The sequence below is a fragment of the Microbulbifer variabilis genome (assembly GCF_052467165.1).
In genome coordinates, this window is record NZ_CP174301.1 from 4,120,001 (window position 1) to 4,142,719 (window position 22,719).

At 54.5% G+C, this 22,719-nt stretch carries 20 protein-coding genes; 10 read left to right on the forward strand and 10 right to left on the reverse strand.

The features are described from left to right. Positions 1 to 224: 224 nt before the first annotated feature. Positions 225 to 1,529: a tyrosine--tRNA ligase gene (gene tyrS / locus ACJJIP_RS18430; protein ID WP_444945759.1), complete on the reverse strand. Its 1,305-nt coding sequence runs from the start codon at positions 1,527 to 1,529 to the stop codon at positions 225 to 227. 275 nt (positions 1,530 to 1,804) lie between these two features. Between tyrS and ACJJIP_RS18435 the strand changes: the two genes are divergently transcribed. Continuing rightward, positions 1,805 to 3,184, forward strand: a complete 1,380-nt coding sequence (locus tag ACJJIP_RS18435) for a peptidoglycan DD-metalloendopeptidase family protein (protein WP_444945760.1) — start codon at positions 1,805 to 1,807, stop codon at positions 3,182 to 3,184. 16 nt (positions 3,185 to 3,200) lie between these two features. After that, the gene (locus ACJJIP_RS18440; RefSeq protein WP_026304892.1) at positions 3,201 to 4,310 is read left to right on the forward strand and encodes an anhydro-N-acetylmuramic acid kinase; all 1,110 of its coding nucleotides are present in this window, start codon (positions 3,201 to 3,203) and stop codon (positions 4,308 to 4,310) included. 29 nt (positions 4,311 to 4,339) lie between these two features. Here the strand turns inward: ACJJIP_RS18440 and erpA are convergent, their stop codons facing one another. From erpA to argC, 4 genes are all read right to left on the reverse strand, one after another. Then, positions 4,340 to 4,693: an iron-sulfur cluster insertion protein ErpA gene (erpA, locus tag ACJJIP_RS18445; protein WP_020411471.1), complete on the reverse strand. Its 354-nt coding sequence runs from the start codon at positions 4,691 to 4,693 to the stop codon at positions 4,340 to 4,342. Between the two features lie 158 nt (positions 4,694 to 4,851). Next, on the reverse strand, positions 4,852 to 5,295 hold the full coding sequence (locus ACJJIP_RS18450) for a bactofilin family protein (RefSeq protein ID WP_444945761.1): 444 nt from the start codon (positions 5,293 to 5,295) through the stop codon (positions 4,852 to 4,854). Positions 5,296 to 5,328: 33 nt separating this feature from the next. Continuing rightward, positions 5,329 to 6,060 carry a DUF6776 family protein gene (locus ACJJIP_RS18455; protein ID WP_020411473.1) on the reverse strand — a complete coding sequence of 244 codons (732 nt, stop codon included), beginning with the start codon at positions 6,058 to 6,060 and terminating at the stop codon, positions 5,329 to 5,331. A 64-nt stretch (positions 6,061 to 6,124) separates the two neighbouring features. Continuing rightward, a complete protein-coding gene (gene argC / locus ACJJIP_RS18460) occupies positions 6,125 to 7,171 on the reverse strand; it encodes an N-acetyl-gamma-glutamyl-phosphate reductase (RefSeq protein WP_353377052.1) in 1,047 nt (348 codons plus the stop codon). Between the two features lie 171 nt (positions 7,172 to 7,342). Here argC and ACJJIP_RS18465 point away from each other — a divergent pair, with 171 nt between their 5' ends. From ACJJIP_RS18465 to hemB, 7 genes are all read left to right on the forward strand, one after another. Beyond that, the gene (locus ACJJIP_RS18465; RefSeq protein ID WP_353377116.1) at positions 7,343 to 9,088 is read left to right on the forward strand and encodes a chloride channel protein; all 1,746 of its coding nucleotides are present in this window, start codon (positions 7,343 to 7,345) and stop codon (positions 9,086 to 9,088) included. 34 nt (positions 9,089 to 9,122) lie between these two features. Beyond that, positions 9,123 to 9,545, forward strand: a complete 423-nt coding sequence (gene hemJ / locus ACJJIP_RS18470; RefSeq protein ID WP_282951756.1) for a protoporphyrinogen oxidase HemJ — start codon at positions 9,123 to 9,125, stop codon at positions 9,543 to 9,545. 82 nt (positions 9,546 to 9,627) lie between these two features. Then, positions 9,628 to 10,413 carry a bifunctional hydroxymethylpyrimidine kinase/phosphomethylpyrimidine kinase gene (gene thiD, locus ACJJIP_RS18475; RefSeq protein WP_020411477.1) on the forward strand — a complete coding sequence of 262 codons (786 nt, stop codon included), beginning with the start codon at positions 9,628 to 9,630 and terminating at the stop codon, positions 10,411 to 10,413. 171 nt (positions 10,414 to 10,584) lie between these two features. Continuing rightward, the gene (gene hemL / locus ACJJIP_RS18480) at positions 10,585 to 11,868 is read left to right on the forward strand and encodes a glutamate-1-semialdehyde 2,1-aminomutase (protein WP_020411478.1); all 1,284 of its coding nucleotides are present in this window, start codon (positions 10,585 to 10,587) and stop codon (positions 11,866 to 11,868) included. Positions 11,869 to 12,043: 175 nt separating this feature from the next. Beyond that, the gene (locus ACJJIP_RS18485) at positions 12,044 to 13,219 is read left to right on the forward strand and encodes a benzoate/H(+) symporter BenE family transporter (RefSeq protein WP_444945762.1); all 1,176 of its coding nucleotides are present in this window, start codon (positions 12,044 to 12,046) and stop codon (positions 13,217 to 13,219) included. Positions 13,220 to 13,225: 6 nt separating this feature from the next. Further along, positions 13,226 to 13,852 carry a GntR family transcriptional regulator gene (locus tag ACJJIP_RS18490; protein ID WP_020411480.1) on the forward strand — a complete coding sequence of 209 codons (627 nt, stop codon included), beginning with the start codon at positions 13,226 to 13,228 and terminating at the stop codon, positions 13,850 to 13,852. A gap of 125 nt (positions 13,853 to 13,977) precedes the next feature. After that, positions 13,978 to 14,988, forward strand: coding sequence for a porphobilinogen synthase (gene hemB / locus ACJJIP_RS18495; protein ID WP_444945763.1), 1,011 nt, complete (start codon positions 13,978 to 13,980; stop codon positions 14,986 to 14,988). A gap of 41 nt (positions 14,989 to 15,029) precedes the next feature. On the opposite strand, the gene mrcB is transcribed toward hemB, so the two are convergent. Next, on the reverse strand, positions 15,030 to 17,600 hold the full coding sequence (gene mrcB / locus ACJJIP_RS18500; RefSeq protein ID WP_444945764.1) for a penicillin-binding protein 1B: 2,571 nt from the start codon (positions 17,598 to 17,600) through the stop codon (positions 15,030 to 15,032). 375 nt (positions 17,601 to 17,975) lie between these two features. Between mrcB and ACJJIP_RS18505 the strand changes: the two genes are divergently transcribed. Beyond that, positions 17,976 to 18,974 carry an adenosine kinase gene (locus ACJJIP_RS18505; RefSeq protein WP_444945765.1) on the forward strand — a complete coding sequence of 333 codons (999 nt, stop codon included), beginning with the start codon at positions 17,976 to 17,978 and terminating at the stop codon, positions 18,972 to 18,974. A gap of 58 nt (positions 18,975 to 19,032) precedes the next feature. Here the strand turns inward: ACJJIP_RS18505 and ACJJIP_RS18510 are convergent, their stop codons facing one another. From ACJJIP_RS18510 to ACJJIP_RS18525, 4 genes are all read right to left on the reverse strand, one after another. Then, positions 19,033 to 20,802, reverse strand: a complete 1,770-nt coding sequence (locus ACJJIP_RS18510) for an EAL domain-containing protein (RefSeq protein WP_444945766.1) — start codon at positions 20,800 to 20,802, stop codon at positions 19,033 to 19,035. 166 nt (positions 20,803 to 20,968) lie between these two features. Continuing rightward, complete coding sequence (locus ACJJIP_RS18515) at positions 20,969 to 21,538, reverse strand: YajG family lipoprotein (protein WP_353377056.1); 570 nt, start codon at positions 21,536 to 21,538, stop codon at positions 20,969 to 20,971. A 39-nt stretch (positions 21,539 to 21,577) separates the two neighbouring features. Further along, on the reverse strand, positions 21,578 to 22,051 hold the full coding sequence (locus ACJJIP_RS18520) for a copper chaperone PCu(A)C (RefSeq protein WP_020411486.1): 474 nt from the start codon (positions 22,049 to 22,051) through the stop codon (positions 21,578 to 21,580). Continuing rightward, complete coding sequence (locus ACJJIP_RS18525; RefSeq protein ID WP_444945767.1) at positions 22,048 to 22,620, reverse strand: N-acetylglucosaminyltransferase; 573 nt, start codon at positions 22,618 to 22,620, stop codon at positions 22,048 to 22,050. Before ACJJIP_RS18525 ends, ACJJIP_RS18520 begins: the two co-directional genes overlap by 4 nt. Positions 22,621 to 22,719: the final 99 nt, after the last annotated feature.

Here is a 22,719-nt window from a genome sequence, read left to right on the forward strand (position 1 = left end):
TTTCCGCCCTTGCTTGAAGTGGTGCGCATTATAGCGACCTCTCCGTGCTTGGCAAGCTCTTTTTGAAGAAATTTTCTTAAGAAAATCAATTACTTGGAGCTGCCTTCCCGCTGCTGCCTGAGCAGCGAGGAGGCGAACTATACGGACTTCAGGGAGGGCCGGCAAGCACTTTTATGACAATTCTGTAAAAAAGTTTTTTTAAGCAAAAACCGGATAAAAAACAATCAACCAGCAAGGCTGAACAGATGGTACTTCTTCTTGCCCAAGCGCACGATAAAGTAGCTGTCGCCAAGTGCCTTTTCACGACTAAAAACCGTGGCCGGATTTGCGTTCATCTCCATGCCAACAGCCTCTCCATTGACCAAAACCGCATTGCGGCCCAAGGCGTCTTTCACCGGTTTGCCTGAAGGAGCCATGCCCGCGTCAACCAATAGGTTAATCAGGCTTTGCTCGCCGAAACCTTTCGGAAGTACAGAAGAGGGCAAACCATCAAGACGCAATTGTTCCAAATCACCTGTGGACAGGTCAGCGATATCTCCAGAGAAAAGCGCACGGGAAATACGTTCCGCGGCAGCCAGGCCTTCCTCACTGTGAACCAGCCGGGTAACTTCTCGCGCAAGGATACCCTGGGCTTCGGGCCTGCCGGCACGTTCACGGTCAGCAGTTTCAATCGCATCAATTTCATCGACACTAAGGAAAGTGAAGTAACGCAGGAATTTGTACACATCTGCATCAGCAGTATTCAGCCAAAACTGGTAAAAGGCATAAGGGCTGGTGCGCTTAGGGTCGAGCCAGATAGTGCCGCTTTCTGTTTTACCAAACTTGGTGCCGTCTGCTTTAGTCACCAATGGCAGAGTCAGGCCAAAGACTTTACCACGGTGTTGTCGACGGGTCAGATCTACACCACCGGTAATATTGCCCCATTGATCTGAACCGCCAATTTGCAGGGTGCAATTGTGCAATTTATACAGCTCGGAGAAATCCATTGATTGCAGCAACATGTAGGAAAATTCGGTAAAGGAAATCCCCTCCCCTTCACGTTGGATACGCTGCTTTACGGATTCCTTGTTAACCATATTGTTAACAGAGAAGTGCTTTCCCACATCACGCAAAAAATCTAGCACGTTCAAATCGCGCGTCCAGTCGAGGTTATTCGCAACAACTGCACTATTCCCACCGCATTCGAAATTAATAAACTGGGAAACTTGGCTCTTCAGTTTATCCACCCAGCCTGCAACAACATCGGGCGTATTAAGGCTGCGCTCTTGCGCCTTGAAAGAGGGGTCGCCGATTAAGCCCGTGGCACCGCCTACAAGCGCTATGGGCTTATGTCCCGCCGCCTGAAACCTCTTTAAAGTCAGCAATGGTACTAAACTACCTATATGAAGGGAGTCTGCGGTAGGATCAAAGCCGCAATAGAGGGTTCGACTCTCCGACAAATGCTGCGTCAGTTCGCCGTCACCAGTCGCTTGATTGATTAATCCGCGGCGGTCCAAGTCTTCAAGCAGTGTCATGTCGACCCCAGCCATGCTTTCCCCTCATCTTCAGGCTTGAAATTAGTACCGCCGGACGGCGGCAAAATGCGCTGCAACATTACCGAAGTTTGCAGCAAATACAAGCGGACAAAAGCGCTCGACACGACCTGTAAAACTACTGCCAAGGAACTTACTCATGGATAGCCGGGTCAATTACCCCGTGAACCAAGGCGGCTTTTTTGCTATAAAGCCCTTTCAATGCCTGTTTTTTAAACACCCTGATTTTCAAGCGCAGATAACAACCACAGCCGGCGCCGCCCATTAATACCATGCAAAATCATCGCAAACCGACTTCACGTGTCCGTATTGGCGCCTTGCCCAAACACTTTCCGCGAGTACACGCACTAACAGCTGGTGTCGCTACCTGCGTACTCCTATTGGCGTTATTTATTCCCACTCCAGAGGTAGAAGCCAAGCGCATGCCCCTGGACGTCAATCTCTCCTCCTTAGATGAAGACACGCTGGAAATTGACAAGCAACTGGCGGCTGTCTCGCCCCGCCAGAGCATTCCCTTGGCGAGTGCGACGGTAGAGGCAATACAGTCCCTGAACCTCACGGTGCGCAACGGAGACACCCTTTCCGATCTGTTCAAGCGTGCCAAAGTGAGCGCAGGCGAAATGTATCAGCTGCTTGGCAGCGGCAAGGAAGCTAAGAAACTAGCGCGTCTAACTCCCGGTGAAGAGCTGACATTTAAGGTCAACTCCGAAGGCCAACTGCAAAGTCTGGAACTACAGAGAGACCGTCTCAACCAAGTCAAATTTACCCGCGCAGAGGGTAATGACTTCCAGCATACGTTGGTACAGCGCCAGCCTGACAGCCACCCCGCCTATCGCCTGGCTCAAATTGACAGTTCCCTGTTTGTTGCCGGAAGTGAGGCCGGTCTGAGTGATAGCCTGATTATGGAAGTGGCTGATGTGTTCAGCTCCGATATCGATTTTGCACTGGATATACGCCAGGGCGACACCTTTAGCGTGATGTTTGAAGAGAAATTCCTGGATGGGGAAAAAATTGGCAACGGCCCCATTCTAGCGGTCAGTTTTACCAATCAGGGCCGCACTTACAGTGCAGTGCGCTACATCGACAGTAGCGGCGACGCCAATTACTACACGCCTGAAGGCAAAAGCATGCGCAAGGCATTTATTCGTACGCCGCTGGATATAGTGCGCATCAGCTCCCACTTTAATCCACGGCGCTTGCACCCGGTTTTCAAGTCGCGCCGCCCTCACAACGGCACAGATTATGCCGCCCCGCGTGGCACCCCGGTTTACTCGACAGGGGATGGCCGTGTGATCGCATCCGGTTACAGTAAGCCCAACGGCAATTATGTATTTATTCAGCACGGAGAACGTTACGTTACCCGCTACCTACACCTGACCAAACGCAAAGTGAAGAAAGGTCAACGAGTAAAACAGCGCCAAGTAATAGGCACTGTAGGCTCAACCGGGTATGCAACCGGTCCACACCTGCACTACGAATTCCTGGTGGACGGAAGACATCGGAACCCTGCAACAATTGTGCGCAAGCTTCCCAAAGCCAAGTCAGTGCCGTCCTCTGAAATGACGCGCTTCAAAAACCAGACTCAACCTCTGCTGGCAAAACTGGAAAACTACCAGGGCCCAGCATTGGCCAAACTTGACGAAAACAATTGATAAAGCGCCATTCAATATGCCCGATCTTTTTATCGGTCTGATGTCCGGCACCAGCGTCGATTCCATCGACGCTGCACTGGTCGATTTTGGCGGCGAAGAGAGAATCAAGCCGCGTATCCTGGCAGCTCTGGGCCACCCGATTCACCCCTCGCTGCGTGATGCCATCCTAGCCCTGTGCGCCCCAGGTCCCTCTGAACTGGATCGTGCCGGACAGTTGGACCGACAGCTCGGCCAGGCTTTTGCCGAGGCCACCAATACCCTGTTGGCCCGTGCCGGTATTGAGGCCAGCGCAGTAACCGCAATTGGCAGCCACGGACAAACTGTGCGGCACCGCCCGCCAGGCACTGTGACCTCCCCCTTCACTTTACAACTGGGGGACCCGAACACTATCGCAGCTTTGACTGGTATCAGTACGGTAGCGGACTTCCGCCGACGCGATATGGCCCTCGGAGGCCAGGGTGCGCCACTGATGCCCGCATTTCACCGCGCCGCTTTTAAAACCGAGGGCAATCGCGCCGTGGTGAATATCGGTGGAATGGCCAATATCACCGAGCTGACAGCCGATGGCAGTGTATATGGTTACGATACCGGGCCCGGCAACGCCTTGCTGGACTATTGGGTGAACCTACATAAGAAGCAACCGTTTGACCGGGATGGCGCCTGGGCCGCTGGTGGTCGTGCCCACCCCGAGTTGCTCAATCGCCTGATGTCAGATCCCTATTTTGCTGCGGAGCCTCCCAAGAGTACCGGCCGTGAAACCTTCAATGCCAGCTGGCTGGAGCAGGCGCTAGCTGGCCTGGAGCTGTCTCCTGCAGACGTGCAGGCAACCCTGTCGGAAGTAACTGCCGCCAGTATTGCCGAGGCTGTGCATTTGTTCGCTGATGGGGGGGAACTACTGATTTGTGGGGGCGGGGCCAAAAATAAAGATCTGCTGTCTCGGCTGCAGAGACGACTGCCAACCTGGTCAATTACCGATACCGGCACTTATGGAATCGATGCCGACTGGCTGGAAGCTGTGGGCTTTGCCTGGCTGGCCCGGCAGACTCTACTCGGCCTGCCCGGCAACTGCCCCGGAGTCACAGGAGCAAAAAAAGAGGCTGTTTTGGGCGCCATTTACTCCCCCTGAAACACCGCTCAAATCGCCTAAAGTGCGGCTCAGATCGAGAAGGAGGAGCCGCACCCACAGGTTGAGGAAGCATTGGGGTTCTGCACCACAAAGCGAGATCCGGCCAAACCCTCTTCGTAATCAACATTGGCGCCAACCAAGTATGGATAACTCATGGCGTCAACCAGTACCTGGATACCATCTTTCTCAATGATGGCATCGTCTTCGGCAACCAGTTCATCGAAGGTAAAACCGTATTGGAATCCTGAGCAGCCACCACCGGTGACGAACACCCTGAGCTTGAGCTCCGGGTTGCCCTCCTCTTCCAACAGGCTCTTTACCTTGGCCACAGCTTTATCGGTGACTACCAGTGGCGCAGGAGAAAAGGATACAGCTTCTGACATAAGTCTCTCTCAACTCATCGGGACATTCGCAGCTCGCATAAAAGCTATGCAGAATGCAGCTACGGGGGCGTCATCTTGCTTAAACCCAGGAAACCAGTCAAGTATTTGCGAGCAACAGGCCCTGGTGCTACTCACCTGCCAGGCCTGTCGAGTGGGCTTCAGGAAGCCTCGATGACAGTCTCATCTTCCGAGTAACCGATCATGGGGGGCTCACCAGCGGAGCTAATATCCACGTTGGAAACCAGGGCCCCGTTCACCTGGGCACCCTTTACCATCTCAATCAGCTTATAGTGCACATTGCCTTCCACCATAGCCTTGGCCGCCAGCTCCAGGTGGCGCGTGGCGTACACATCGCCATTCACGTTTCCGTTAATCACCACCTGAGGAACACGGATCTCTCCCTCTATGATTCCGCCATCGACTATCTGCAGGCGCGCATCACTATCGCTATGAGCGGTGACATTGCCTTTTACCTTGCCCTCAATGACCAGATTGCCACGAAAGTGAATATCCCCAGATACTTCTGTCTGGCGCGCAATTAGGGTCGTGTGGTTACTACCGGAACTGGCCATAGCTACTTGTTTCTCTTTTTTTCTCAACATAATCCCTAAAACCTCATGCCTCTGGCATTAATGCTAGCTTTTCTGTACCAGCCAACCGTAGCGCTGTTCGATATTGAATCCCTTGCGCCCGGTAGACTTAAGCGATAACTCCACCCCTTCAGGAACAAAGCCCTCGGGGAGGCGCAGTTCGCCCTCAATATTCTGGAAGTATTTAAAACGCAGTGGAATGGATACGCTCTCCACCTGGTCAGACAAATCTTTTAGTGGGTAGCTTTTCAGCTCTCCATCCTGGCGCCCCACCACAGTGAAAGTGGCTGAGCCTTGAACCACGTTGCGTCGCACCGCCGACTGCTGGACTTGTAATTTGTATTGGTAACTCCGCGCATCAGCCGTCTGCGAAAGAATAAAGCGGCCTATAGATACTCCCTCACCACCATCTGCCGGGGCCATAACGCCGCGGTAAAAAGAGATTTCCTGCTTTAGCTCTGCGATCTGGTTTTCTTTCTGCACAAGCTCGGTTCGTACAGTCTCACTGGCCTGCTCACCAATCGCCAGGGACTGCTCAGCAGTTGCTGCACGCATGCGCAGAGTTTCATTTTCACTGTTCAACGCCTCAAGGCGCCCCAGTACCCTTGTGTACTCCCTCGTTTTTTCATCGAGGTTTTTACGCAGTTGATACTGTCCGGCGTAGTAAGAGCTGGCAGAAGTAACCAGTACCAACAGGGCGACACCACCTGCTGTGATTACACCTGAAAAGGGGCGATGGGGCACCACTTTCATACGGTACTGCTTGCTGCCTTTCACTCTGAGCTCCCAAAAATCCGCTACGGCTTAACCGGGTTTTATCGATTGTCGTATTTTTTTGATTCTAAGGCAGCAGCGCCGGGCTCTCCAAGCCCAACGTCTCAGTTAGGCCAAACATAATGTTCATATTCTGTATCGCCTGGGCAGAAGCGCCCTTGGCGAGGTTATCGATTACCGACATTACCAGCAGAGTATCCCGACCCTGGGGCTGCATCACGGAAATACGACACATATTCGTACCTCTCACACTACGGGTTTGAGGGTGACTGCCAGCGGGGAGAACATCCACAAAAGGCTCATTCTTATAGCGATTTTCAAACAACTGCTGCAATTCCAGTGGTGACATATCTGTCTTGGACTTCGCGAACAAGGTTGCGTGTATGCCCCGGATCATTGGCAGGAGATGTGGAACAAAGGTCACCTGGGCAGGGCTCGCCTCACAGGGTTGGACCCGTCGTAGCCCCTGCTCAATTTCGGGTAAGTGGCGATGGCCAGCAGCCCCATAGGCGCGGAAATTGTCGTTGTTTTCAGCCAATATCAAATCCGTCTTACCCTGGCGACCCGCACCGCTGGCACCACTAGCAGCGCTGGCGATTAAGCCCGCTGGTTCAATAGCGCCCGCCTCCAATAGTGGAATCCAGCCCAGCTGAATCGCAGTGGGATAACAACCTGGGCAGGCCACCAATTGAGCACCAGCTATCTCGGCACGATTTACTTCCGGTAATCCGTATATGGCCTCCTGGGCCAACTCGGGAGCAGCATGCTCCTGGCCATACCACTGCTCCCAGATGGAAATATCTTTGAGGCGGAAATCGGCGGAGAGGTCGATAACTCGTACACCTCTTTTAATTAACGCCGGCACCTGGGCCTGGGCAACCCCATGGGGAGTGGCAAAAAATACCACATCACAAGCGGACAATTGCTCAATATCCGGCTCACAAAAAGCCAAGTCATAATGGCCTCGCAAGCTGGAAAATAACTCCGCCACCGGGGTGCCTTTCAAAGAGCGGGAGGTGATTGCGGTAACTTCTGCTTGCGGATGTGTCGTCAAAAGCCTTAGCAGTTCAACACCTGTGTAGCCGGTGCCACCAACAATTGCTACCTTAATCACCTTGCTAAAATCTCCCGGTAAATCTGCCAACTGAGACGATAATCATAAAACCAGCCAAGCACTCTACCATAAGCCCCAGCACTTGAAGGATGTGCAGTGTCACAGCGCCCTAGGAAATTACTGAAAAACGCGTTAGCTCGGTGTTTACCCAAGACAAATAGCTTGGAACACGTGCGTTTGCAACTCTCTGCCAAGGAGGCTTTAGCGCCACTAGTGGGTATGGCATTAATTACTGGGCTATTGGCTGGAGGTGTAACTATTCTCTTCCGCCTGGCAATGGAGTGGCCTACAACATTTTTCCTGTCAGTCCCCCAAAATTATGAATCCTTATCGCCTTTCTGGCGATTTGCCCTACCTGTGCTGGGCTCACTGGTGATCGGCATTATCTATCTGCTACTCAGCCCCAAGCGCTACGACGTCGGTGTGGTGCATGTTCTCGATCGCCTCTATAACCATCAGGGCAAAATGCCAATACAAAATGCTCTACTGCAGTTTTTTGCCGGCGCCATTGCTCTGATCAGCGGCCACTCTGTAGGACGTGAGGGGCCTGCTGTACACCTTGGAGCCGCCAGTGGCAGCTGGCTAGCACGTGTACTGCACCTGCCCAATAACTCGGCACGCAGCCTGCTGGGCTGCGGTGTAGCCGCAGCTATCGCCGCATCTTTTAATACTCCTTTGGCCGGGATGGTGTTCGCCATGGAAGTGGTGATGCTCGAGTATTCAGTGGTGGGTTTTTTACCTGTCATGTTGGCTGCAGTGACTGGCAGTGCCATCACCCAAATTACCTTTGGGCGTGAGCCAGACTTTAACGTTCCGGCTATCCAGCTTAACTCCCTCGCAGAGCTGCCTATCCTATTTCTCTGCGCACTCGCAATCGGACTCTTGGCAGCTCTATTTATTTGGGCCCACCGCAGCCTGACACGCCAACAGTATCGCTCCCCGCTACTGCGCTTCTTACTGGTGGGACTTGTAACCGGCACCTTAGGCATTTGGGTACCTGAAATTCTTGGTGGTGGCTACGACACCCTGCAAATGGCAATGCTGGGAGAATTGGGCATCGCCACATTAACGGTAATTGTTGCCGCCAAGTTGGTGGCAACAGCACTGGGTTCGGGGCTGGGTATCCCCGGAGGAGTCATAGGCCCAGCCCTGATTCTTGGTGCCTGCCTGGGGGGGATCGCCGGAGGCCTCGCCAATATGTGGCTGGGACCACACACCGCCAGCCCGGGCTTTTATGCAATGGTGGGTATGGCCGCAATGATGGCGGCAATGCTCAATGCTCCACTGGCAGCTTTGCTGGCAATTCTCGAACTGACCTACAATCCGAATGTCCTGTTCCCAGGCATGATGATGATCGTAGTAGCGATGCTTATTAGCAGACAGGTATTCGCCACCCGGGGGATTTACCAGGAAACCTTACGCGCCTTGAACAAGGCCGGGACCCCCACCTGGCGCCAACAAATGCTCAGTAGTGTCGGCGTAGCCAGCCAAATGGACAGAAACTTTGTCGTTGAACCAAGGGAAATCCCAGTTGATCAGGCGAGAGAGTTAATCGCTCAACACCCCCAGTGGATTTTGATCGACCTGCCCGATGAACCCGCTCCGCAATTGTTGCGTGCTGCCGACCTGGCCACATTTTTACAGGGTGCCGAAAAAGGTGGGGATACAGAAACCACAGTAAAACAAGAGGAGGAAAAACCTGGGCAGCCCCCCCTCATAGACCTGCTTAAAATTCCTGGCGAGCGTAAACAAATGGCCGAACTAAATTGGTGCGCCACCCTGCTCGAAGCCCAGCAAAAACTGAAAAGCACTGGAGCCGATGCCCTGTATATCAGTCGCCATCAGAGCGGCTCACTGGACAATCGCATCGCGGGCATTATTCTGCCGCTACAGATCGATAACTTTTACCGGAAATAAAATAATTTCGCGTTTCTTTTTGAGGGGATATTCAATGCTGTGGATCAAGGCTTTTCACATTATCGCCATGGTGTGCTGGTTTGCTGCGCTTTTCTACTTGCCACGCCTTTTTGTCTACCATGTCGATGCCACAGACGCCGTAAGTCGCGATCGCTTTTGCATTATGGAGCGACGCCTGTACCGCGGTATCGCCATTCCCGCGATGATCGCTACCGTAGCTCTAGGCATCTGGCTCTACAGCCTAAACCCGGCTTACTACACATCCGCAGGCTGGATGCACGCGAAACTTACCTTTGTCGTGCTGTTACTGGCCTATCATCATATGTGTGGAGCCTATGTGCGTAAGTTTGCCCAGGGTACCAATACCCGTAGCGGACGCTATTTTCGTATTTTTAATGAGGTTCCGACTGTAGCCTTGTTTGCCATTGTGATTCTGGCTGTGGTCAAGCCATTTTAATTTGGCGCAGAATCATTCTTTGTATCGGGCAGCCAGCAACTAAAATTAGGCGCACAGCTTTTGGCAGTCATGTAGATTTTCTATGGATACACCGCAGCCCGTTATTCTGACCGTCACCCACCATGACCCTAGCGGCAGTGCAGGAATAGCCGCAGATACGGAGACGGCTGTCAGCCTGGGCTGCCATGCTGCCTCCGCGGTTTCCGCCATCAGTGTGTGTAACACTGGCGAACTGCTTGGGGTTGCTCCAGTAGATGAAAGCTTGCTAGTAGAGCAAACCCGCACAGTTCTGGAAGATATGCCGGTAGCTGCAATCAAGGTGGGATACCTGGGCTCCGTAGAGAATGTTCGGGCACTGCACAGCGTATTGCGGGACTACCCCGATATCCCGGTAGTGATCGACCCCGATGCCACACTGGCGGATAAGGAAAGTGTGTTGGCCCCCCCACTATGGGAAGCCATGGCCTCCCTACTACTCCCCTATGCCACCATGGTCTGCCCAAATCGCCGCGAAGCCCGCGCTATGGCGGTGGAGGCCGATACCCATGACGCCATGGCCCAGGAGCTACTTGAAAGCGGTTGCCGCTATCTGTTACTTACTGGCGTACCCCATGAGCAACAGCTACAAAACCGTCTCTATGACGAACGTGGCCTGATCCGGGAATTCCACTGGGAACGGTTGCCACCAGCGGCCTATGGGGTCTGCGGAACCCTGGCCACAGCGATCGCCTGCCATATTGCCCACGGCCTGACCATCATTGAGGCTGTCAGTCGCAGCCAACAGTATGCCTGGAGCGCCATTCGCGACAGCCGCCGCCTGGGTATGGGGCGGCCGATACCCAATCGCCTTTTCTGGTGTGAGCGCTAAAGCCTCTCCCTGCCCGACAAGTGACTTGCCGCATCGGTGTGAAAATCGGTGCGACCCGCCGGCCAACCCGAAATCCACACCCCCTGTGATCTCCACATTGTCCTCAAGGCCTGTCGCCGCGATAATGGTCCGCTGATTCTTGGCCTATTCCGTAATTTCTGAATGAATTCTATGAGTAAATCCGAGCAGCTCTTCGCAGAAGCACAGCAGTACATTCCCGGCGGCGTTAACTCTCCGGTACGGGCTTTCCGCGCGGTTGGCGGTACGCCGGTATTTATCCGCCGTGCCGAGGGCGCCTACCTCTACGACGCTGATGACAAGCGCTATATCGACTATGTACAGTCCTGGGGGCCCATGGTTTTAGGCCACGCCCACCCCGAAGTCATCGAGGCCGTTGTGGAGCAGGCTCAATCCGGCCTCAGCTTTGGCGCTCCCACCGAGCTGGAAACCGAGCTGGCCGAGGAACTCTGCCGGCTATGGCCAAATATGGATCTGGTGCGCTTCGTCAACTCCGGCACCGAAGCCACAATGAGCGCCATTCGCTTGGCACGCGGTTATACCGGACGGGATAAGATTGTGAAGTTTGAGGGCTGCTACCACGGCCATTCAGACTCATTGCTGGTCAAAGCCGGTTCCGGCGCCCTGACCATGGGCGTGCCCTCCTCCCCAGGGGTGCCTGCCGCCCTTGCGGACCACACCATCACCCTGAGTTACAACGATCCAGATGCTGTACGCGCCTGCTTCGAAGAGTTCGGTGATCAGATCGCCTGCATTATCGTCGAACCCGTAGCCGGTAATATGAACTGTATTCCCCCGGTGCCCGGCTTTCTGGAAACCCTGCGGGAAGTCTGCGACCAGCACGGCGCCCTGTTAATTCTTGACGAGGTAATGACCGGTTTTCGCGTGAGCCTGACTGGCGCTCAGGGCTTTTATGGTATCGAAGCCGATATTACTACCCTCGGTAAAGTAATCGGTGGCGGTATGCCAGTAGGCGCCTTCGGTGGCAAACGCAAAATTATGGAGCAGATAGCTCCACTGGGGCCGGTTTATCAGGCAGGCACCCTGTCCGGAAATCCGGTGGCCATGGTGGCAGGCCTGGAAACCCTACGCTTGGTAGAGGAGAGCGACTTCTACAAGCCACTGGTAGCCAGGACAGACCGCCTGGTGGAAGGCATTCTCGCTGCCGGGAAGACAGCAGGTATTCCTGTTACGGCCAACAAAGTTGGCAGCATGTTCGGCTTTTTCTTCACCGAGGAGTCAAAGGTCACCAATTACCAGCAGGTAATGGCATGCAACAATGAGCGCTTTAATCGCTTCTTCCACGGCATGCTCGAGGAGGGGGTCTATCTGGCACCAGCATCCTACGAAGCCGGGTTTATGTCCGCGGCTCACACCGATGAGGATATTGAAGCAACCATAGCCGCTGCAGAAAAAGTCTTTGCACGCCTCGACTGATTGCCCCCGCTACAGCACCTGCCGCCCGCAGGTGCTGCACTCCAACACTAAATCCCATTTTACCACTCGCACAAATCACAACCATTTCTCAGGTATTGGCGCGCTTCGACGCATAAGTCTTGTGTATTGTTAAAGCATCCACAAAAATGTATACATAATTTAAAAGGTATACATTTTGAATAAATCGCCACTTTTAGATACCAGCCTCTCCACTGTCAGCGCCGGGTTCATCACAGTTCTGGTAGGAGTGGCCAGCTCAGCAGCGATTGTTTTTGAGGCCGCACGGGCTGCCGGTGCCGACCAGCTAATGACCGGCTCATGGATCGGTGCCCTCGGATTGGGAATGGGGCTAACCTGTATCGCCTTTTCCTGGTATTACCGGGCTCCCGTGATTACTGCGTGGTCGACCCCAGGCGCAGCATTGCTGGCCACCAGTCTCACCGGGATTCCGATTGCCGAAGCTATTGGAGCTTTCGTCTGCAGCGCCATATTAACTCTGTTGGTAGGCCTTTCTGGAGCCTTTGACCGGGTCAATCGTCTGGTACCAACCCCCATCGCCAGTGCCATGCTCGCAGGTATACTGTTGCAATTTGGCCTCTCTGTATTCACATCCCTGCAAGCCCAGCCAATTCTTGTTGGCGCTATGTCCCTAGCCTACATAGTTGGGCGGAGATGGGCGCCGCGGTATGCCATTCTTTTGGTACTCATGGTCGGGGTCTCAGCCTGCTGGAAGCTACAATTGATCGCTTTCGATCAAATCCACTGGCAAGCCGCACAACCCGTATGGGTTACTCCGGAGTTTCGCCTTTCCACTTTGATCGGTATTGGACTGCCTTTGTTTATCGTCACTATGACCTCCCAGAATCTGCCCGGTGCCGCAACTCTGGCTGCCAGCGGCTATGGAAGAGTGCCCATTTCCCCAGTCATCAGCGGTACGGGCCTGGCTTCCCTACTACTGACCCCTTTTGGCGGGTTTGCCTTCAACCTGGCCGCTATTACGGCGGCAATTTGCACCGGTCCTGAGGCGCATCCCAATCCAGACAAGCGCTATACCGCCGGTATTGCGGCCGGTATCTTTTATCTAATCGTGGGCTTGTGTGGTGCCAGCGTAGTGGCATTATTTAGCGCTTTTCCACAGGAATTAATCGCCGGCCTTGCGGGCTTGGCATTGATAGGGGTCATTGGCAATAGCCTGGCAAGTGCTACGGCAGAAGCAGAACATCGAGAAGCGGCAATCATCACATTCTTAGTCAGCGCTTCAGGTATTAGTTTGTTTGGTGTCAGCTCCGCATTTTGGGGGCTACTGGGCGGGCTCGCCTGTTACTGGCTTTTTAACCGCAGGAGTTCATAAGCTCCAATGGGCCTATACGATAAAATCAAAGCAGATCTACAGCGGGGGCGCTTCATCCCAGGGCAAGTATTAAGGCAGGTTGAACTTGCTGAACTCTACGATGTAAGCCGTATCCCGGTACGGGATGCCCTGCATCAACTTCGAAATGAAGGCTGGCTCTCACCACACGGCAAGCGCGGTGTTGCAGTGCCTCAGTTTGACCCTATCGAAGTAGAGGACCTCTACCTGATGCGTATGCGCCTCGAGCCCCTATTGCAGACCCTGGCGCTAGATAAGCTCAGTGGGGAAGTACTGGGGCGAGCCAACGATATTCTCGATTCGATGGAGGCCAACCCCCAAATGTCCGCCGAACTAATCGGCAACCTGAATTGGCAGTTCCATGCCTGCATTTACAAGGCAGCCGAGCGACCAACGCTTTTTTCTGCAGTGGAACAACTACACCGCCAGTGTGAACGCTATATCGGTTACCAATCCCGCAGCCTGCAATACCAAAACACTAGCCAGGGGGAGCATTTCTCCATTCTCAAAGCCCTGAAAAGGGGAGATAGAGAGCTAGCCACAACATTACTGACACAACATATTGAAGCCGCCGGTAAATCACTGGTGCGCTATCTGCGCTCAGCTCAACCCTGAATGGAGGCTAACTGCGGGGACTTATGGAGCCTCCGAAATCACCGCGGTAAGCAATTTGATATGATGGCCGCCAATTGTGGCTGCAGGATTTCTGCAGCCTTATGGATAGTCGGAGTAAATGCCCTATGAGTCAAAGTCTCGGCCGCGGTGCCTATCCCAACACCCGCCTGCGCCGCCTGCGTGCCCAGGATTTTTCGCGTCGCCTGGTGCGTGAAACCCAGCTCAGTTGCGATGACCTGATCCTGCCGCTGTTTGTAATCGAGGGGCGCAACGAAACCCAAAAGGTAGCCTCTATGCCAGGGGTGGAGCGCCTGAGTGTGGATTTGTTGGCGAGAAAAGCGAAGCTACTGCAGCAACTGGGCATCCCCGCAGTGGCCCTGTTTCCCGTGGTAGATCCCTCGGCAAAATCAGACTGCGCCAGTGCCGCCCACGATGCCGATGGCTTGGCCCAGCGCGCCGTGCGTGAGCTGAAAGATGCTGCGCCTGAGCTGGGCGTCATTACCGATGTAGCCCTGGACCCCTTTACCAGCCACGGCCAGGACGGGCTGATGGACCACAGCGGTTATATCGTCAACGATGAAACTGTAGAAGTACTGGTGCAGCAGGCTCTATCCCATGCAGCTGCCGGTGCAGACATGGTCGCACCTTCAGATATGATGGACGGTCGCATCGGCGCCATTCGCCAGGCTCTCGAAGGGGCAGGCCACACCAATACCCTGATTATGTCCTACGCGGCCAAGTACGCCTCTGCCTACTACGGTCCCTTCCGCGACGCGGTTGGCTCAGCGGGCAATTTGAAAGGCGGCAGTAAAGCCAGCTACCAGATGGACCCAGCCAATACCGATGAAGCCATACACGAGTGCACTCTGGATCTGCAGGAAGGTGCTGATATGGTGATGGTTAAACCGGGTATGCCCTATCTGGATATAGTACGTAGGGTGAAGGAAGAATTGCGAGTGCCCACCTTCGCCTACCAGGTGAGCGGAGAGTACGCGATGCACTGTGCCGCCTTCGAGAACGGCTGGCTACAGCGGGAGGCTGTTATCTTGGAATCACTGCTCGCCTTTAAGCGCGCCGGTGCAGATGGCATCCTCACCTACTTCGCCGAAGAGGCCGCACGACTGCTGCAGAGCTAGTCGTCAAGAATCGCGCGCGACTCTCGGTCACGCGACTTAAGTCAGGGCCACTGGTCTTCCAGTGCCGGGCCTATCGGCTGAGCCTCCTCTACGGGGGCGCCGCCAGGGCCCGATTCAAAAGATTGGTTGCGGGGGAACTCGACGGGCTCTTCTTCGTACCCCCGATCAACACCAAATTCTTCCGCATCATCACCACGCAACTGTTCCTGCATTTGGCGACGACGCTGCTCACGCAGCTGCTGCTCGCTGGGATCTACACCCCAGCCGGGAGTCATTTGCTCCCGCGGTGCCGCCTCTGAGCGCCCATTGCCAAACAGGTTGCGAAACCAGCGCCAACGATCACGCCCGCGACATTCCGGTGCCGGCTGCAGGCGCGTCTCGTAGGAGAAAGGAATTTCATATCCGCCACGACAGTAGTCCGGGTCCATATATTCGCCGCGTGCATTCACCGACTTGACCTCCACCCCCCGCGGCGGCTCCACAGGCCCATGCTCATGGGGCAGCTTGCGCATGATCTCTGTCCAAATTGGCAGTGCACCGGTAGACCCCGTCAGGCGAGTGCGCTCATTGTCATCGCGCCCGAGCCAAACCACTGCAGTAATCTCCGGAGAGAAACCGGCAAACCAGCTGTCGCGGTTATTGTTGGTAGTTCCGGTTTTACCTGCAAATGCCACACTGCTAGGTAAACGCTTGGCAGACCTGCGTCCGGTACCCTCACGCATAGCCTGCTCCAGACCCCAGCGGAGCAGGTAGGCCGGTACCGCATCAACTCCGCGATGGGCACGGCGGCGGAAGTTCTGGACACGCCCGCCACCGGCATCGGAGACTGCCAGCAAAGTGCGCGGCTCCACAGTTTCGCCACCGTTGGCAATAGTCTGATACATGCCAGCCACTTCAAATGGTGTCATTTCAACGGCACCCAGTAACATCGCCGGCACCTTCGGCAGGCTGGTTTCCACTCCCAGACGGCGAATGGTCTGACGCACATTCTGCAGCCCCAGATCCAGCCCCAGGTGCGCTGTGGCAAGGTTGTAGGATTTTGCAAGTGCTACGTAAAGAGGTACCTGGCCGTGGGCTAGCTTGTCGAAATTCTGCGGCATCCACACATCGCCGTCCGCCTCTTCGATGCGCACAGGCGCATCGTCAATAAGCGTCGCCAGATTGTACTCTTCTGGGCGCTCAAGGGCAGTGAGGAAGACTGCGGGCTTGATCAGCGAGCCCACTTGCCGGCGGGCCTCAAGCGCGCGGTTAAAGCCCGGATAATCCGGATCGCGGTCTCCCACCATCGCCAGCACGTTACCGCTGCGGTTGTCCATCAGCACGGTGGCGGCCTGTAAAGTATTGACCTTAATTCCCCGGTCCTTTTCCAGCTGCAGGACCCCATTACTGATAGCCTCTTCGGCCAGCTTCTGTACCGAAGGCGACAAGCTGGTATAGATCCTCAAGCCCGCGGTCCGCAGCTCTTCATAGGAATAGTAGGGGCGCAATTCCGCCAATAACCGCTCTGTGAAAGCAGGGTAAGGGTTTTGCGCAGTCACTCCACCTTTCACCACCCCCAAGGGTTTGGCCGCATAGAGTTCGAACTCAGCCTGGGAAATTAACCCCTGCTCCAGCATTAGTTCCAATACAGTGTTACGACGCTCGAGTGCACGCTCGGGGTGTCGCCAGGGATTGTAGTAAGAAGCGCCCTTGGCCAAACCCACCAGTAATGCCACCTGATGCGGTTCCAGGGTGTCCAGTGGCTGCTGGAAGTAAAATTCAGAGGCCAGCCCGAAACCATAGATGCCTCGGGCGCCCTGCTGTCCGAGCCAAACCTCGTTGATGTACTCCTGCAGGATGTAGCCTTTGTCGTAGTGGATCTCCATCAAAACTGCCATCAGCGCTTCATTAATTTTTCGCTGCAGGCTCGGCTTGTGATCAAAAAATATATTTTTCACCAGCTGCTGAGTGATGGTGGAACCACCTTGTACCAGACGCCCGGCCTTCACGTTGGCAACCATGGCACGAGCAATACCCCGAGGGGATATACCAAAATGGTTGAGGAAATCCTGGTCCTCCACAGCAATCAGAGTATTGGCCACCAGCGGCGGGATATCGCTAAATCTCACAGGGTTGCGATCATCACCACCTCCGAGTAAGGAGCCAATATTGGCCGCATCCAGGCGGAATTCCGCGATGCGCTGCCCATCGCTATCGCGCAGACTGCTAATCTCATCGTTGCGCAGGCGGAAAGAAACCACTGCCGCCGGCTCTCGGCCATTGGAGTGAATAAAATCGCGACGCCAAACAGAGTAATCCATGCCATTTTGGGACCAGGAACCGGGCTCGCTGAGGGTTTCCTGCTTGCGGTAATTAAGTGCTGCAAACTCGGAGGCTAATTCATCCGGATGCATCACCATCCCTTCGCGCAAAACCAGGGGACGAGCATAGACTCGCGCCGGCAGCTGGTACTGGCGGCTATCCAGACGCTCTCGCAGTTGTACATCCAGGTAGGCCATATAACCAGCAAGGGAGAGTGCTCCCACCAGAGCCAGCAGGAACAGGAATTTGAGCCAGCGGTATCGTCTCTTCGGTTGTGACGCTTTGCCGCGCCGGCGTTTGGTCGAGGCCATAAAAAGAGGTATCCAGCTGCCAGGTCAGTACATCAATTGACAGCGGGGCACGACAGCCCAGTCACTATCTTTGGCAGGGTACCAGCTGGTGGCAGCTCCACTGGTATCTTGCCTCCGGCACCCGGACCGGTGCCTTTGGGGAACATCCCTGAACCACCTGACTCCCACGCCAGAATAAATACTGGCCGGTCGTAAATCGAAGTGCTACGCACTTGTTCGTGGATTGACCACAAGTACGCCCTATTAGTTCATATTGAGGCTTAACGCGCCTTTATAAACAATGCCTCGCTGAAGTCAAACCTACCGCCTTGCACTTGCTGTAATCACAGCCATAATGCGGCGGAAATCTAGACAAATACCCCGAAAAGGATAGATATGAGGCAATACGATCTCTACGGCATTGGCGCCGCCCTGCTGGATACGGAAATTGAAGTATCCGACACGGACTTGTCAGCCCTCGGTGTTGAAAAGGGAATCATGACTCTGGTCGACGATGCCAGGCAGCAGCAGCTTGTAGATGACCTGCAGGATCACTTGGTCACAGCCAAGCGTGCCTGCGGTGGCTCTGGCGCCAACACTGTAATTGCTGCCAGCTATTTCGGACTGAACACTTTTTACTCCTGTAAAGTTGCTGCAGATGATAATGGCGATTTTTATCGCAATAATCTCAGTGCCGCAGGCGTCGACTATCCTGCCAGCCTGCAGGAAGCCGATGGGGGTACCACAGGCAAGTGCCTGGTACTGATTACCCCGGATGCCGAACGCAGTATGAATACCTACCTGGGTATTAGCGAGAAGTTGTCTGTGGCCGAACTGGACAATGAAGCTCTGGCATCCTCCCAATGGGCTTATATCGAAGGCTACCTGGTCTCTTCCGAGACCGGCCGTAAAGCAGCGATCACCCTGCGCGAGCAGGCACAACAGGCTGGAGTGAAAACCGCCCTGAGCCTGTCTGATCCGGCAATGGTACAGTTCTTCGGCGAAGGCCTGCGGGAAATGATTGGTGGTGGCGTAGATATCCTATTCTGCAACCGCGATGAAGCCCTAGGCTTTACCGTAACCGATTCCCTGGATGCAGCCGCCGAAGCACTGCGTGACTATTGCCGCAGCTTCGCTATCACCCTCGGCGCCGATGGAGCACTCCTGTGGGATGGCACACAACTTAAACGCGTGGCCAGCCCCGAAGTCCATGCCATCGATACCAATGGCGCCGGGGATATGTTTGCAGGTGCTTTCCTGTACGGGATCAACCGGGAAATGGGGTTTGTAGAGGCGGGAGAACTGGCTTGTCGCGCCGCCGCGCAAGTGGTTAGCCAGTATGGTCCCCGCCTGCAGGCTGAACAGCACTCGGAACTGCTCGCAGCAGTTATTTAAAAGGTTCGCTGTTTTATGGATGGTAATCGGTAAGCGGCCTTATGGCCGCCTCTCTATTTCAAAGGCCTTGGAAATCCCCTATTTCGGGCAGCCCGGTGGCAGCGGCAATACCAAAGCCCTGGGCGTAGTCCACCCCCATCTGACAAAGCCGCTCCATCAGTTCCGGGCTCTCCACATATTCGGCGATAGTACTGATACCCATACGCTTGGCCAGATGATCGATAGTGCTCACCATGGCACTATCAATTTCATCCTCAAGCATATTGCGCACAAAGCTTCCATCAATTTTGAGGTAGTCCACCGGCAGCTGGCGCAGGTAGGCCAGGGAGGAAACACCGCGACCAAAATCATCCAGGGCAAAACTGCAACCGGCTGCGCGCAGCTTGTGAATAAAGATTAACGCACGTTCCAAATTATTAATTGCGCTGGTTTCGGTAATCTCAAACTGCACTCTTGAAGGTGTGACTCCCGCATCGGCTAACTCCTGCAGTGCAAAATCGGCAAAAGTCTCGTCACCCAGGCTGATACCGGAGATATTAATTGCATAGCTGGTGCCGGCAATCCCGATATGTTGCTCCTGGGCCATATAGTGGAACACCTTGCGGATTACCCAGCGATCGACCTCCTCGATCAAGCCGTAGCGCTCGGCTGCTGGCAGAAACAGGCCTGGAGAAATCACCCCTCCATCCCGGCCACGCATGCGCACCAGAATCTCAAAATGGTGTACCTTGCGCTCTCCCTGGAGTGCGACTACCGGCTGCCTATAGAGAATCAGGCGATCTTCACGCAGGGCCGCATGGATCTCTGCCACCCAAGTGGTTTCACGGCGTTTCTCCAGCGACTTGCGGGAGTCACCAAATAATTTAACCCGGTTACGCCCCTGCTCCCGCGCTGAACAGCACGCATCATTGGCAGTGGCAAGTAGCTGACTGGCACTGGGAGTAAAGCGGTCCACTCCCACCACACCAATGGAAATAGCCACCCGGTTGTCATTGCCCAACCAGTGGAATCTAAACTCCTGCACGGATTCTCGCAGGCGCGCAACTACCCGCCCCCCCTCTTCCAGGGTGCAATCTCTCAACAGGATGGCAAACTCATCGCTACCCACCCGAGCAAACAGATCGGAACTGGACAAACCCCGCTGCAACAGGGTAACCAACTGAACCAGCAGTTGGTCACCGGCGACAAAGCCGAGAGTGTCGTTGATCACCTTGAACTGGTATACATCCAGATAAAGAAGTACGTGGTGCTGGCGTTTATCGACGCATTGAGACAGGAGTTTTTGCAGCTCGCTCTCAAAATACTGGCGGTTTGGCAGGCGAGTGAGTGTATCGTGACTGGTTTGCCAGCTTAGGCGGGTAGAAATACGTCGGGCAGCGGAGGTATCACGTAACACAAGTACATAGTGCTTCAATTCACCGGCATCCCAGAGCGCCATTACTTGTACTGTAACCTCTAAGGGCGGGCGACTATCTCCAGGTCGGTGGATACAAGCGCTGATTTCCTGGGTACTCGGCACTTCGTCAGCGGGAGAATCCGGTAGCAATGGCGGAAGCGGCACGCCTTTTTCATCCCAGAGTATCAATCCGTCATTCAACGACTGGCCTGGCAGCAACCCAACCAGATCCCCACTCATTTCACTGACTAGTGGATTGGCATAGAGTACTGTCCCGCTGGGGTCAGTAACTATCACTCCATCGGCAATCTCGCCCAGAGCAGCTTCCGCCGCTTGCAGACTCACCTGCTCGCTGGGATTGAAGCGCTCTTCCAATTGGGCAAGTGGCCCCAGATACCTGGCAGAGCCTGGATCAAACAGAGTCACAGCCATATTTCCAGAGCGGGCGAGGCAGTTTGGCAGGCAACTCTGTTGTTGCAGAGTTGTTCCTTCCACAAACTAAAGGAATATATCGACATCGTCGTCCAAGATCGCCGATTTTATTCAATTATTCAGCCTCCCAGCCGCACCATTCTTACATGGCGCCTAAATTGCACATTCAAAGATGAGTTAGCAAGAAGTTTTTAAGCTTCTCATCATCAAATATTTTTTGCAGGGTGGCACTCAACAATCCGTTAACCCGGGTTTGTACCTCTTCACGACTGGGCTTGACCAGGTTGCGATCCTTACCTGACGTACTGTAAGTCGCAAAATATGAGGCGGCTCCAGCAGTCACTTCCAGGTGGATTTCAGCTGAGGTATCGATAGTGGTTGTGTAGACAGTGTTGGGACTGTTGTAAGTGAGTTTTACCAGTTTTGCCACCACTTGTACTTCGGGGGCGGTATCTGTGATACGAAAAGACCAATTAGCAAAACCCTGGCGTAAACCCGAGGCAATCGCTTCTCCCGCATCATTGCCGATACTTACTTGAGAGGTCTCAGCATAAACCCCCCCCAAAGAACCCAGGCCACCGTTGGGCAATTCATTGATTCCGCGCACACTCAGGCTATGGCCGGCTCCCAAGGACTCGGAAGCAACTTGCACTTGTGGCTCCAACTGGATTTGCAACGGGCTATGGGCACAACCAGCTAAACACAGGGCCCCTATAAACAATAATAATTTTTTCATTATTTCCTCCCCTTACTTCAACAAAAAAACTAGTTCGGCTCAGCCATGGTGATGATGATGCTCTTTGTCTGCTTTATTCGGCCCGACAACCGGTACTTCAATCTCAAGACTGGAACCGTTGGTAAAGACCAGGCGCAGGGGCAGTAATTCCCCTTCTCGCAGTTGTAATCCATGGATCATCAGGTGCACTCCCCCCGGAGCCATCTGTAGCTTCTGGCCGGCGGCAATCGCCAATTGCTCTAGCGGACGCATTCGGCTGATGCCATCACTGCTCTCAGTGGTATGTAGGTCAACACCAATATCCTGCTTTCCCCGCAACTCCACAGCTTTGAGTAACAGCAAATGCTCTCCTGTATTGTGAAGTGACAAATAGGCTGCGCTCATTGGGGCACCTGGGGGCGTCTCACGCGCATAGCCCTCTACCTGTAAAGGCAGGGCTATTGCGTAAGCCCTGCTAACAAACAACAGAACACCGACAGCAATTATCCATACGGACAAAACTGGTTTTTTCACTGGACCCCTCCACTGGGTTTAACAAGAACTAGTCGCGCCGGGCTACCGACCTTTATGTCGCCCCGCACACGGTAACCAGGCACAGCTTCGCGCAACTGCTGGTAAATCCAACGCCCTTCAGCATCATCCCTGGCAACAATAATGACGCGTAACTGCTCTTTGCGGATTCTTTGCGCAATCTTTTCCAACTGACTGGAGAGATGTTTAGACCTGGCATTCAGCTCTGCAGCCGGAAGTCCGATACTCTCTCCCTCTGGCAGGTCTAATCGCGCCCGCCCCCTTTCCCGCAGCAAGTTCTCGCGAACCTCAGCTACCAGAGCATTGCCTGGCGCAAGCATCTCCGCGCGCTTGAGGAGGGTTTGCACCTCGCCAAACGCCCGCCGGCGCAGGGCCTCCCGGGCCTGCTCCACATAGGTGACGACAATGGTCTGTATGCCGGTTTGCGCCCCGCGATTTCCGGGATCTAGCTGCTGTACCCTCAAGTAATAGTCATAGGCGCTGGCGCCAGCCGGCTGGGTCAGATGCCCCTTGCGCAGGGCTTGTTCAGCACGCTTTAGGAAGAAATTCACATTGCCCCGCCTTACTGCCTCCGCTGAGGGTCCGGCTTTTTTGGGCGCTGGGGTGGGGGGAGCGGGAACTGGCTGATTGGAACTGCAGGCCCCCAGCAC